12 protein-coding genes and 1 riboswitch are annotated in these 13117 nt (G+C 44.0%); of the genes, 4 read left to right on the forward strand and 8 right to left on the reverse strand.

Features of this window, described 5'->3' with window-relative positions; genetic code table 11:
• Position 1: 1 nt before the first annotated feature.
• Positions 2 to 1327: a TrkH family potassium uptake protein gene (locus tag UFB30_RS02220; RefSeq protein ID WP_322420039.1), complete on the reverse strand. Its 1326-nt coding sequence runs from the start codon at positions 1325 to 1327 to the stop codon at positions 2 to 4.
• A 24-nt stretch (positions 1328 to 1351) separates the two neighbouring features.
• Complete coding sequence (locus tag UFB30_RS02225) at positions 1352 to 2020, reverse strand: potassium channel family protein (RefSeq protein WP_435390783.1); 669 nt, start codon at positions 2018 to 2020, stop codon at positions 1352 to 1354.
• Positions 2021 to 2070: 50 nt separating this feature from the next.
• A riboswitch (cyclic di-AMP (ydaO/yuaA leader) is annotated at positions 2071 to 2214 on the reverse strand.
• Positions 2215 to 2387: 173 nt separating this feature from the next.
• On the opposite strand from UFB30_RS02225, the gene UFB30_RS02230 reads away from it, so the two are divergent.
• Entirely contained in the window at positions 2388 to 2570 is a 183-nt protein-coding gene (locus UFB30_RS02230; RefSeq protein WP_322420041.1) for a CsbD family protein, read from the forward strand.
• Positions 2571 to 2620: 50 nt separating this feature from the next.
• On the opposite strand, the gene UFB30_RS02235 is transcribed toward UFB30_RS02230, so the two are convergent.
• The 5 genes from UFB30_RS02235 to UFB30_RS02255 form a co-directional block, all read right to left on the reverse strand.
• Entirely contained in the window at positions 2621 to 3622 is a 1002-nt protein-coding gene (locus tag UFB30_RS02235; RefSeq protein WP_322420042.1) for a sodium:calcium antiporter, read from the reverse strand.
• Between the two features lie 133 nt (positions 3623 to 3755).
• Complete coding sequence (locus tag UFB30_RS02240; RefSeq protein WP_322420043.1) at positions 3756 to 4757, reverse strand: sodium:calcium antiporter; 1002 nt, start codon at positions 4755 to 4757, stop codon at positions 3756 to 3758.
• A gap of 69 nt (positions 4758 to 4826) precedes the next feature.
• Positions 4827 to 6158 carry a hemolysin family protein gene (locus UFB30_RS02245; RefSeq protein WP_322420044.1) on the reverse strand — a complete coding sequence of 444 codons (1332 nt, stop codon included), beginning with the start codon at positions 6156 to 6158 and terminating at the stop codon, positions 4827 to 4829.
• Positions 6159 to 6283: 125 nt separating this feature from the next.
• The gene (locus UFB30_RS02250; protein WP_322420045.1) at positions 6284 to 7594 is read right to left on the reverse strand and encodes a hemolysin family protein; all 1311 of its coding nucleotides are present in this window, start codon (positions 7592 to 7594) and stop codon (positions 6284 to 6286) included.
• A gap of 38 nt (positions 7595 to 7632) precedes the next feature.
• Complete coding sequence (locus tag UFB30_RS02255) at positions 7633 to 8019, reverse strand: MerR family transcriptional regulator (protein ID WP_322420536.1); 387 nt, start codon at positions 8017 to 8019, stop codon at positions 7633 to 7635.
• A gap of 246 nt (positions 8020 to 8265) precedes the next feature.
• Between UFB30_RS02255 and UFB30_RS02260 the strand changes: the two genes are divergently transcribed.
• The 3 genes from UFB30_RS02260 to UFB30_RS02270 all read left to right on the forward strand — a co-directional run bounded on the left by UFB30_RS02260 (position 8266) and on the right by UFB30_RS02270 (position 12131).
• Positions 8266 to 9126: a hypothetical protein gene (locus UFB30_RS02260; RefSeq protein WP_322420046.1), complete on the forward strand. Its 861-nt coding sequence runs from the start codon at positions 8266 to 8268 to the stop codon at positions 9124 to 9126.
• Positions 9127 to 9292: 166 nt separating this feature from the next.
• Positions 9293 to 10117 (forward strand): SDR family oxidoreductase, encoded by an 825-nt coding sequence (locus tag UFB30_RS02265; RefSeq protein WP_322420047.1) that lies wholly within the window; start codon positions 9293 to 9295, stop codon positions 10115 to 10117.
• Between the two features lie 511 nt (positions 10118 to 10628).
• Positions 10629 to 12131 carry a cryptochrome/photolyase family protein gene (locus tag UFB30_RS02270; RefSeq protein ID WP_322420048.1) on the forward strand — a complete coding sequence of 501 codons (1503 nt, stop codon included), beginning with the start codon at positions 10629 to 10631 and terminating at the stop codon, positions 12129 to 12131.
• Between the two features lie 135 nt (positions 12132 to 12266).
• On the opposite strand, the gene UFB30_RS02275 is transcribed toward UFB30_RS02270, so the two are convergent.
• Entirely contained in the window at positions 12267 to 12977 is a 711-nt protein-coding gene (locus UFB30_RS02275; protein ID WP_322420049.1) for a GntR family transcriptional regulator, read from the reverse strand.
• Between the last annotated feature and the right edge of the window lie 140 nt (positions 12978 to 13117).

Raw genomic sequence — 13117 nt, forward strand, 5'->3', positions numbered from 1 at the left:
ATTATCCTGTATAAACATCCTCTTTCGCATACTTCACTTTATCCGGCTTCGTCGTCGCAAGTGAAAACGCAAGTGTGATCGGCCCTAGCCTCCCTAAGAACATCAGGATCATCACAATTACTTTACCCGGATCACTCAAGTCCCCGGTAATCCCCATCGACAACCCGACTGTACCGAAGGCAGAAAACGTTTCGAATGCCAGCAGCAGAAACGGCAGCTCCGATTCTGTTATCGTTAATAAGAATAACGTGACAAAGACGGCTGCAATCGCGACCACTGTAATTGCAAATGAACGAATGACGATATCACGTTTGATAGTGCGGTTCATCAGTGTAACCTCACTGCGGTTCTGCAGATAGCTGATAACGGCTACAATCATTACGATTGCAGTTGTCAGCTTAATCCCGCTCCCTGTTGACCCGCTTCCTGCCCCGATAAACATCAGTACCATCATCAGGAGGATGGACGGTGTTTCCATATCGCCAATATTCAGCGTGTTAAACCCGGCAGTTCTTGTTGTAACAGCCTGGAAATAAGATGCCCATACTTTATCTAAAAAGGATAGTGGTCCAATGGTGTTTGGGTTGCCGTATTCAATAAAAAAGATGAGCAGGAATGCAGCAACATTGATGACCAGTGTTCCAATAATCATGAGCTTGGAATGCAGGGCAAGCTTTCTGAAAATCGGCTGATTCTTCACATCAATGAGAACAGTAAAGCCCAATCCGCCAAGTATAAACATGCCCGTAATCACCAGATTCACAATCGGATTCCCGGCATAACCCATCAGACTGTCAGACCATAATGAAAATCCGGCGTTATTAAATGCTGAGATAGAGTGGAAAAGACTCGTATATAATCCGAAAGCCCACCCATATTCAGGCACCCACACAGTAGCGAGTAACAGCATTCCGAATAATTCAATCATGATTGAAAAAATAAACAGCCTGATCGCAAGTCTGATCACACCGCCAATCGCAGTCTGATTTAAGGCTTCCTGTAATAGGAGCCTTTCCTTCAAAGAAATTCTTTTACCCAAAATCAGAATGACCAGCACAGCGAATGTCATAAAACCAAGCCCGCCAATTTGTATCAGCATCATAATGACAACCTCGCCGAACACAGTAAAAACGGTTCCTGTGTCCACTGTAACCAGTCCAGTCACAGTTGTAGCAGATGTAGCCATAAAGAACGCGTCAATCCATGGAATGCCCCCGTCTTCCGTAGCAAAAGGCAGTTTCAGCAGCAATGTGCCAATGATGATCGTAATCGCAAAGCCTCCCATTAAAAACTGGGGAGGGGTTAATGTGAATGTTCGTTTTTTCATGTGATGCACCTCCCTGAGCCTGATTTAAAAAGCAGCGTTTTCAAATCGTTCCAGATCAGATTTGTGACCCATGACAACGAGTATTGTCCCCAGCCTGATCAGATCATCTGGAGAGGGTGCAATGTTCACATGATTATTGTTTTTATATGCCAGTACCGTTACACCATATTTGGCTCTGATATCCAGCTCGGCTAATGACCGGTTGTTCATTTTAGAAGTGGCGAGCAGCTCCGCGATACTGTATTCCTCAGATAGATCAATAAAGTCGATCAGTGTATCTGAAGACAAATTGTGAGCAACGCGTTTTGCTGTCTCATATTCCGGGTGGACAATAACGTCCGCCCCGATCTTTTCAAGCACTTTATGGTGATAATCATTTTGAGCTTTGACAACAACTTTTTTGATTCCCAGTTCTTTTAATAACAATGTAGTCAGCACACTTGCCTGAATATCATCACCAATTGCGACAATGACTTCATCAAAGTTTCTGATACCTACATTAATCAGAGATCTTTCATCTGTGCTGTCCAGCTGGATGGCATGGGTTGCATATTGACCGTATTCTTCTACCTTATCTTCTGACAGGTCAATCGCCATGACTTCATGTCCGATTGAATATAATTCCTTACAGATACTGCCGCCAAAACGGCCTAATCCAATGACTGAAAATTGCTTTTTAACCATTTCCTTCACTCCTTTTGAATTAAAAAAAACCACATCACAAAGAAATGGTCATGGTTAGACCTTTCTCTCCTTAACGCTTACGGGGTTAGCTGTCGGATTAGGGACTGAAGAGTATCCCATCTTTCAAATGAAAGATTCACCCCGAGACCATTTGGCCAAAAAAATGGGTCCCCCGCACAAAAATGTTTCAGCGATTTAAAGGCAGTTATGTGATTGATAGATAGAATCTACTCCTGTTGTCAGAGGTTGTCAATACATTCTACTAATCACCGAAAAGTCTGAAAATTTATTTTTAGAAAGATCAGATGTAAGGGAATTGTTTACACTTTTCGAAAAAGGGAAATGACAGACTATTAACCTTTAAGGAGTGATCAACATGTCTGATAAAGGAATGAGCGATAAAGTAAAAGGCGCTGTGAATAAGGTCAAAGGCGAAACAAAGGATCAGGTGGGTAACGCTAAAAATGATCCGAATATGCAGGCAGAAGGTAAGAAGGATAAAACTAAAGGTGACTTTCAAAAAGGCGTAGGCGATTTTAAAAATAGCGTAAATAAGTGATGTACTTAAAAAGCTCCTGTTTTCAGCAGGAGCTTTTTTATGTTCATAGATCAGCTGTTGATAAAAATCAGATAGGACGATACGAAATAAACGACGACAGCCAGGATGGAAGGCAGCATGTAGTTAAAGCCGGATGCTGCTTTTTTTCTCAAAATCGCAAACGTCAAAATGCCTGAAAGAATAAAGATACCGATTGCGGTTGTTAAATGAGAAGTTGAGACTGTCGTGATGATCGAACCATCTCTATAAATGGCATCTGCACCGGCAATGATAAATATATTGAAAATGTTGCTTCCAAGAATTGACCCTATTGCAAGGTTGATGTTTTTAAGACGCAACGCGACTAATACAGACACTGCTTCAGGAAAGGAGGTTGCAGCAGCCACGAGAAAGCTTCCGATAAAGCTTGAACCGAGTCCTGTCAGCACAGCGATCCGATCACCCATGATCGATAACATGGTACCAGCACCCATAATGACAATCGCTGCAATGATAAATCCGAGGACAGCGGTTCTGAGAGATATCGTCTTTTTTGTTGAATCGACTTTAGCAAGCAGTGGATCCTCAACTTGCGTCACAGTCTGTTTGTTTTTTGATAAACGTCCGAGAATCATGATTTTTGCAAAGTAAATGGCTGCAATCAGCAGTGAATCAATCCCTATTCCAAGAATTGTATAGTCAATACGGATGATTAAAGACACCATAATCAGCAATGTCAGCAGCATGCCAATTCCTGCAGTGTATAAATGGTCATTGCTGGCCTGTAAAAAGAGCTGTTTCTTTCTGAAGTAAAGGTCAAAACAGGCAAGAATAAACACGTTAAATAAATTTGATCCAAGCAGATTCCCGATTGCGATATCATTGTTTCCAATCCATACGGCCGAAAAACTTGTCGTCACTTCAGGCAAAGACGTTGCACCTGCAAGCAGAAGGGTGCCGACTAACAGCCCACCCATGCCTGTTTTTGTACTGATCACATCAGCGTATGTAGAAAGTTTCATCGCGGCATAGATTGTTACAACTGCAGCAAGTATAAACCAGACAAACGCCATATGGCATCACTTCCCTGTATAGAATTGCCCTGAGGCAGCACGATCCTACCTGATAGCTTTCCCATATTAATGAAAAGATATGTCTGAGGTGCTGACACAACAAAACCCGGTGTTTAAACCGGGTTTTGTTGTGTCAGCTATTTATAAAGATCAAATAAGACGATACAAAATAAACAATGACAACCAGGATAGAAGGCAGCATGTATTTAAACATAGAAGTTGCTTTCTTCATCAGGACAGCCCAGATCGCAATAACAGAAAGAATTGTTACACCGATTGCAGTTGTTAAATGGGAGTCTGAAACCGTCGTAATAATCGCACCTTCACGGTAAATCAGGTCCGAACCTGCAAGAATCAGCATATTGAAAATGTTACTTCCAAGAATCGATCCCATCGCAAGGTTAATATTTTTCAGGCGCAAGGCCACAAATACTGAAACGGCTTCAGGCAGTGAAGTTGTCGCCGCAACCAGGAAGCTTCCGATAAAGCTTGAGCCAAGCCCCGTGATGACAGCGATCTGGTCACCCATGATCGACAGGACTGTCCCTGCACCCATAATCACGATCGCCGCAATGATAAAGCCGATGACCGCATGCTTTACTGACATTGTAAATTCTGATGACTCTTTTGCCGGTATGACGTGTTCTTCAGGCTGTGGTAAGGTCTGATCTGATTTTGACAGTCTGCCGATAATTGAGATGCCGGCAATATAAATGACGACAATCAGGATAGAATCAATACCCATTCCAAGAATTGTGTAATCAATCCGGAGCGTTAACGCAATCATGACAAGCAGTGTCAGCAGTAAGCCAAGTCCTGCTGTGTAAAGGTGGTCATTACTTGCCTGTAAAAACAGCTTTTTCTTTCTGTAATAAAGGTCAAAGCATGCAAGGATAAAAACGTTAAATAAGTTAGATCCAAGTACATTTCCAATCGCAATATCATTATTTCCAATCAAAACAGCTGACAGACTCGTCGTCACTTCAGGAAGGGAAGTAGCTCCTGCGAGTAACAGTGTACCCACGAGCAAACCGCCCATCGCCGTTTTTGTACTGATCACATCAGCGTACGTCGAAAGCTTCATTGCTGCATACACGGTGACGGCTGCAGCCAGAATAAACCAGACAAATGCCATATGTATTCACCTCTGAAAATTATTGGTTATGCTTTAGATAAAAGGAGGGCTGCTAAAGCAGCAGCCCTCTTAAGACTCTTCTTCGGGTTCAGGATCTTCAGCTTTTTTCACGGTGATTTTCACACGTTCAATCCGGTTTTCAGACAGTTCAAGCACATCAAACAGCACATTTTTAAACTGGATAGAAGGTCTTTCATTCTCACGTGGAATATAGCCGAGTTCATGAATGATAAAGCCACTGACTGTATCCAATTCATCTGATGGAAGGCTGACTTTAATGATTTCCTCAAGCTCCCATAAACGGAACGTTCCCCCCGTCACATAAACACCAGGCGCCTGCTCAATGATCTCCTCATCAGATGAACCGTGTTCAAGACTTTCACTTGAGATCTCACCGACAATTTCCTCGATGACATCTTCAATTGTAATAATCCCTTCAGTACCGCCATATTCATCAATGACAATCGCAATATGGGTATTACTTTTTTGCATGGAAGCAAACAGTACGTCAATCGGCTGTGATTCAAGTACAAAAAACGGCTTTCTGATCAGGTTTTTTAAATGAAATGGTTCATCGTTACCAATATACTGGAAAAGGTCCTTGGCATGCAATACGCCTATGATGTTATCAATTGACTCTTCATAAACGGGAAATCGGGTAAATCGTTCTTCCTTTACAAGTGATAGTACATCTTCAAACGTCGCATCAATCGGCAGCGCGGAAATATCTCTGCGGTGCGTAATAATATCTGTAGCAATTTTATCGTTAAATTCAAAGATATTATTAATCAGCACTTTTTCTTCCGGATTAATTGTCCCGCGCTCGCGGCCAACATCTACAAGCATTCTGATATCCTCTTCAGTCGCCTCTTCATTCTTTGCATTCGGATCAACACCGAACAGACGGACCACTGCGTTCGTTGATACAGTCAGAATGTAAACAACGGGCGCACTTACTTTAGCAAGCAGCGAAAGGGGAGTTGCAGCAACCTTTGAGATGGCCTCTGCTTTTTGAAGTGCCAGCTGCTTTGGTACCAGTTCCCCGAAAACCAGTGTAAAGTAAGACAGCACAATTGTAATGGTGATAACTGAGAGTGTATTTAAGACACCGAGTGACAGCGGAACGCCTAAGTCCACGAGCGTTTCAGCAAGCGGACCTGCGAAGAAGTCCGCTGCGAATGCACTGGATAAAAACCCTGCAAGCGTAATTCCAATCTGGATCGTGCTTAAAAACAGACTCGGTTTTGAAATGAGGTTATATAAAGTTTTCGCCTTCGCATCTCCATTGTCTGCATCACGCTTCACTTTATTATCATTCAGGTTTACTAAAGCAAGCTCTGAAGCAGCAAAAAAAGCATTAATCAAAATCAATATGGCTAACGTTACGAGCGCAATCGTCAACAATGATTCCTCCATAAATGTAGTTATTAATCTTTCATTCCCGTTTTTCACCAGGTTCTAACACATAGATTAATAGATGGATGTACACAAAACCCCGTACGGCCGTACGGGGTCATGGCTTTTCCTTAAGCCTGGGCTGTCTGAATATCCAGACGCACTCTTAAAATCTGGTGGTTATCCATTTCTTCAACTGTCCAGATATGCTTTTCATCACTCGGAATTTGATCGCCTTCTGCCACTTCATTCTTTTTATGAAGCACCCAGCCTGCAATTGTATCAACGTCTTCAGCGCCTTCAAACTGGGCGCCAAAGCGTTCTTCAAGCTCGTCAAGAAGAACCCGGCCATTTACGCAGTAAGCAAGCTCACTGACTTCCTCAATATCATTCCGCTCATCCTCATCGAATTCGTCGCGGATCTCACCGACAATCTCCTCAAGAATATCCTCAAGCGTTAGCAGGCCTGAAGTTCCGCCGTGATCATCAATAATCAGCGCCATATGCACGCGCTCAAGCTGCATTTTCAGCATTGCATCCTGAAGTGGTGTCTGTTCAGGCAGCATGACAATCTCATGAAGAGAATCGGTTAGGCTATGGGAACGGTCACGCACAATATTTGTCAGCATTTCCTTCACGTTAATAAAACCGATAATGTGGTCCTTATCATTTTCTGTCGTGACAGGAAAACGCGTGTACTGGTGTTCATCAATGATGCTGAGAATTTCTTCTGTTGTCATACTGATATCAAGCGTCTCCATCTGCACACGGGGCACCATGATATCCTTGGCAACACTTTCATCAAACGCAAAAATGTTTTCCATAAATGAAAGCTCAGTCTCATTAATCTCACCGCTCTTAAAGCTCTGTGCCATAATAATCTTTAGCTCTTCTTCTGAGTGAGCCTGCTCATGGCCTGCAGGCTGAACGCCGAATGCGCGCAGTAACAGACGCGCTGATCCGTTCAATGTCCAGATCGCCGGGAACATGATTTTACCGAACCAGTAAAGCGGACGGGCAAGGAGAAGCGTCATTCTTTCAGCAAACTGAATCGCAAGTGTTTTTGGTGCAAGTTCTCCAATCACCACATGCAGAAACGTCACAAGTGCAAACGCCACAGCGAATGACACGATCGTAGACATCGCAGCAGGCACACCAAGACTGTCAAACACAGGATGCAGAATCTTTTCAACAGTCGGCTCACCAAGCCACCCGAGACCAAGCGCCGTCACGGTAATACCCAGCTGACACGCTGATAAATAATAATCCAGATCCGTCACAAGCTTCTTCACAATCGGCGCCGTCTTATTCCCCTCAGCAATCAGCTGGTCAACACGCGACATTCTCACCTTCACCACAGCAAACTCAGATCCTACAAAAAAGGCCGTCAAACCGATTAATAAAGCGACAAGCCCAAGATTTAATAACAATATACTGTCCAATAAATTCCCCTGAAAAAGGGGATTCACCTCCGAAATTTTTAACTTAAAAGTGTTGTCATCAGCTGAAGCAGTGGAATCATTTTCAGCTGAATCTCTTCTTTAATCATATGTCGTTCCTCAGGAGCAGCTTCCGACAGCTCCTCTTTCAGCGATAAAATCTTCTCCTGCAGATGGGCAATCTCCTCTTTTACTTCCTGCAGCGCAGGACTCGAAACAGGCTTCATGTCCATCAGCACCTTAATCTCATCCAGCGTCATCCGCCGGTCCTTCAACAACTGAATCTCCTTCAGTGTCTCCAGCACAGACTCCGGATATAACCGGTAATTCGAAGCAGAACGCTCAAAAGACAAAAGCCCCATCTGGGTATAATAATCAATCGTCCGGGTTGAGAGACCGCTGCGCTTCGCAACCGTTCCAATTCGTATTAGCGCCTTCCCAAAATAGTCATCGTCCTCTCGTTATGCAAAGTAAGAAAAGTATACAGTGTAACGTGATGGTTGGCAAGTGAGTGATACAGCGGGGACGGAGGTTGCTGTATCACATTGGTGATGAATTCCATTTTGATCCACTTACCTCCGTCCCCCTGTATCTGCTTATATCGGTTTATACCAAATCCAGATGGGGAAAAGACTTTCAAAAAATTTTATTGAAATATAGAAAGGAATTTCCTTATGAACTCTACCGGACTTTCTCAACAACAACTAACAGAAGCCGTCAGCCTGATCCGTAAAGCTGCTGATCTTCAGGAAACCCTGCAGCAAACAGTATTTGCTGATCAGGTAATGGAGCGGTCGATTCCGGTCGTCTGGTTTGGGAGACGTTCACCAGGTTCTCTGATTACAATCGGGACTAATCCATCCTCAAAGGAATTTATTGCCTCTGACGGAAGTCTCCTTGCAGCAGAAAAATCCCGCTTTTTTGTGAGAGAAGAGAGGGTTAGCCTGGATCAATACCAGGAAAGTGAGCAGTCTTTAATTGAAACTATTAAGCACTATCAGACCTATTTTGAACGCAGCACTGTATACAGCGGATGGTTTGGTAAAAAGAATGGAGCAAAGCTAGAAGGCTTTTTAAACGGAATGGGTTATTCATTTTATCAGGATACAGGCATGCAGCCGGCTGTACATATCGACTTCTTTCCAATTCCGACTTTAAAGCAGATGGGTACGATTAAGGGGAGGGAGGAGGTAATGGATTCACCTGAGATCAAATCTCTATTAACCGATACAATTAACTTTCTGGCGCCAGGGAAGATTCTGATCCTTGGAAAAGAACATTGCAAAAGATTTCAGCATTTTTATCCGTACACAAGGCTTGGTGAAATCCATCAGGTGGAGCATTATCCTGATGCGCGCTATCAAAAGGGCTATAGTGAGGAATTCAAAGCGGAAGTCATTGGTCTGCATTTTAAACCATCCGAGCAATTTCTTGCGCTCGGTGGCGGAGTGGATGATAACGGCCTCAGCCATGGCAGCTATGGGGGCAGGGATGCGATCAGGCAAATTGGTGAGGCAGTGCGGAGGCGATCTTAAAAGCCTGAAGTTACCGCATCAATGATTACTGTTACGAGTATTAAACCACCTATGGTAAAAAACGAGTAGGCTGTCTTCTTTCCATGTCCGGGGTGTGCTGCTTACAGGTTTACACTTCCACAAACAGGGAACCTCCTGTATATACAAATAACAGGAGGTTTTACATATGGGACGATTAAGTGGAAAGACTGCTATTATTACTGGCGCAGCAACGGGAATAGGGGAAGCGACAGCGCATGTATTTGCTGAACAGGGTGCTGTAACGGTACTTGCTGATGTAAATAAGGAACAGCTTGATCAGGTGGTAAACGATATTACAGGAAATGGCGGACAGGCAGTTGCATATGAGGTGGATGTTTCGGATGAAAAAAGTGTCCAGTCATTTGCAGAAGCGATAAAAGAAAAATACAAAACAGTAGATGTACTTTTCAACAATGCGGGTGTGGATCAGCAGGGTGGTAAAGTGCACGAATATCCGATTGAGCTTTTTGACCGTATTATTGCAGTAGACCTTCGCGGGACGTTTTTGATGAGTAAATTTATCATTCCGCTGATGTTGGATCACGGTGGTTCGATCATCAATAACGGTTCGATGTCAGGGCACGCTGCGGACCTGGACCGCTCAGGCTATAATGCTGCTAAAGGCGGTATTATTAACTTTACAAAAGCAGCAGCAATTGATTACGCACGCCACGGCATCCGTGTAAATTCCATTTCACCGGGCACAATCGAAACACCGCTGATTGATGAATTGGTCGGATCAAAACAGGAGGAAATGGGCGAAGCATTCCGTGAAGCGAATAAGTGGATCACCCCGCTTGGAAGACTTGGCAAGCCGCGTGAAATGGCGACAGTCGCCCTGTTCCTCGCATCAGACGACAGCTCCTACGTAACAGGAGAAGACATTAAAGCAGACGGCGGAATCCTCGCTTACACATGGCCGGGTAAAATGCTGATCGAACAGGATGAGTGGAAGAAGGATACGGAGTAAAGAGATCGAGATAAAAAACGCTATGGGACAGCTTCGTTTGTAAACGGAGCTGGTTATAGCGTTTTTTTAATCAGCTGATGATGTTACTGTAACCCTCGTAAATCAGAAAGCCGCACAATATCCCGCTCACCAGAAAATAAAAATAGGCTAATTTGTTTCCAATGGTTTCATCTCTGTAATACTCTATTCCATTAGCAACTAATAAAAAGATCATTAGGATTGTTAACCCTGCAGGTCCTACTAAATCTATGTCCGTAAACCATCTCAGCCCGACGCTAATCAGAACAAGAGCTGCAATTATGTAAGAAAAGACTCGGAAAACTTTCAAATACAAAGAATCACCTGCCAATTTTTGCTTCTTATTATAGCATGGGCAATGCGGTTGAAAAAGGCATCACCTGCGTGCCCTTTTTGGAATAATTCCCATTTTGATACACGTAACTCCGTACCGGCGTATCCCCCCGACTCATTCCCCGTCACAATGGGTATACCACTATCAGGAGGTGATTCCATGGCAACACGCTGGATCTTTGGGAATCAATTGAGTCATGAGCTGCCGATTGTGAAAGAGGCAGACAAGGAGCTGGATGTGTTTTTAATGATTGAGGCGCAGTCACGGTCGACGTGGCAGCATTATCATAAGCAAAAGCTGGTACTGATTTTTTCTGCAATGCGGCATTTTGCTGCTGAGCTTGAGGATAAGGGGTTTCAGGTTGATTATAGGGAAGCGGATTCGTTTGAGGATGCGTGGAAGGGGCATGAGAAGGATTTTGAGCCTGAAAAGGTTTTTTATACGGTTCACACAGATTACCGGATGACGCAGGCGATGAAAAAGTGGGAGAAGTCTTTGTCAGGAATTGACGTTGAGGTGCTGGATGCACGCCCGCTGTTTTTATTGACTGCTGAGGAAATCAAAGGTGAATTGAAAGGGGATGGACCGTGGAAGATGGACCCATTTTACCGGAGGATGCGAAAGCGGCTGAATGTGCTGGTTGAGGGGGATGATCCTGTCGGCGGTAAATGGTCGTTTGATCAGGATAATCGTAAGGCTGCGAAGAGTAATACTGCATTTACAAAAGCGCGTTCATTCAGACCTGATCAAATCACTAAAGATGTGATGGAGAAGGTTGAAAAGCAGTTTGGAGATAATCCGGGTGAACTGAAGCCGTTCAGGTGGGCTGTTACAAGGAAAGAAGCATTGCAGGCGCTGAATCAGTTTATTAAAGAGCGGCTTGAAACGTTTGGAACCTATCAGGATGCGATGCTTGAAGGTGACGACTTCATGTCACATTCGCTCCTTTCTTCTTCTATTAATATCGGACTGCTGACCCCGATGGAAGTAGTCCGTAAAGCTGAACAGGCCTATCTGGATGGAGAAGTGCCGATTAATTCAGCTGAAGGATTTATCCGGCAGATCATCGGGTGGCGTGAGTTTATAAGAGGAATTTATCTGAAGAAAATGCCCAAATACCGTGATGTAAATGAATTCAGCCATCAGCGCGATCTGCCGTCTTTTTTCTGGGATGCAGAGACTGATATGAACTGTATGCATGAATCAATCCGGCCGGTTGTGGAACATGGTTACAACCATCATATTCAGCGGCTCATGGTCATCGGTAACTATGCAACCCTGTTCGGACTCTCACCGCAGCAGACCTCCGACTGGTTCAACGAAATGTACATTGACGCACACGACTGGGTCGTACTCCCGAACGTACTCGGCATGGCACTCTACGCAGACGGCGGAGTCCTATCAACCAAGCCCTACGTTGCCTCAGGTAAATACATCAATAAAATGAGCAACTACTGCGGTTCATGCAAATATAACGTCAATCATCAGACAGAAGAAGATGCCTGCCCATTCAATTCGCTCTACTGGCACTTTTTAGACCGCCATGCTGATAAGCTCAGCAATAACCACCGGATGGGGCTTGTCTATAAGCAGTGGCAAAAGCGTGATGCTGAGGTGAAGCAGGCCATTCTGGAAAAGGGAGAACGTCTGCTTAAGGAATAAGCGGCGCTCAGGGGACGGGTTTGAGTGGCTCATTTGTATTATCTTGCTAAAATGGCGCACAGGACTCCGTCCCCGGTGTGCCATTTTTGTAATGATTTCCATAATGATACAGCAACCTCCGTCCCCGTGTATCACCTAAGGCCGGGAAGCACGCAGCGTAAACTTATATTCATCACTTCTGAAATGATTCTCACTATACTCAAACACCGTCCCATCCAACAAAATACTGTACGACTGGATCTTCAGGATCGGCTGTCCCGAATTGACCTGCAGGGCTTCCGCAATAGCAGGGTCAGGCAGGATAGGGATGACTTCCTGGAAGCTTTCTTTGATTTTAGTTCCGACTTCTTTTTCGATGTAGTCGTATTTTGAGCCGGTCATGATCTGGTAGGACAGGTTTGGAAATAGTCTGACCGGCAAATAGGTGTCTTCCACTACATAAGGCATATCATCGACGAGGCGCTGCCGGCGGATATAAAAGACGGTTTCGTTTTCTCCGAGTCTCAGCATTCTTCTGATATGGTCATCCGGCTGGATCATTTCAAATTTCATGATTTGGTTGACCGGCTCTTTATTTAACCTTCTCATTTCCTCAGTAAAGCTCACCAGTTCAAAGATATTGTGTTCGATTTTCTGTTCTTTTACATAGGTTCCGCTGCCCTGTACTTTTTCCAGCAGGCCCTCTTCTACAAGCTGTTTAATTGCCTGTCTGATTGTGACGCGGGATGCCCCGTATGTGGTTGAAAGGTGGTGTTCAGTCGGAATTGTTTCGCCTTCCTGCCACTTGCCGGACTGAATTTCCTCTTTGATTTGCTGTGCAATTTTTTTATATAAAGGTGCAGCCATCATCACGCCTCCTAGCAATACTGTTTATCACATTATAACGAAATTGACACATTTTATCGATACAAAATGTTGACGCTTCCATAGATATGTATTATATTTGTATCAAATTAATATTGATACAAATTAGATACCTATTGGAG

Source organism: Jeotgalibacillus haloalkalitolerans (assembly GCF_034427455.1).
GTDB classification, from domain to species: domain Bacteria; phylum Bacillota; class Bacilli; order Bacillales; family Jeotgalibacillaceae; genus Jeotgalibacillus; species Jeotgalibacillus haloalkalitolerans.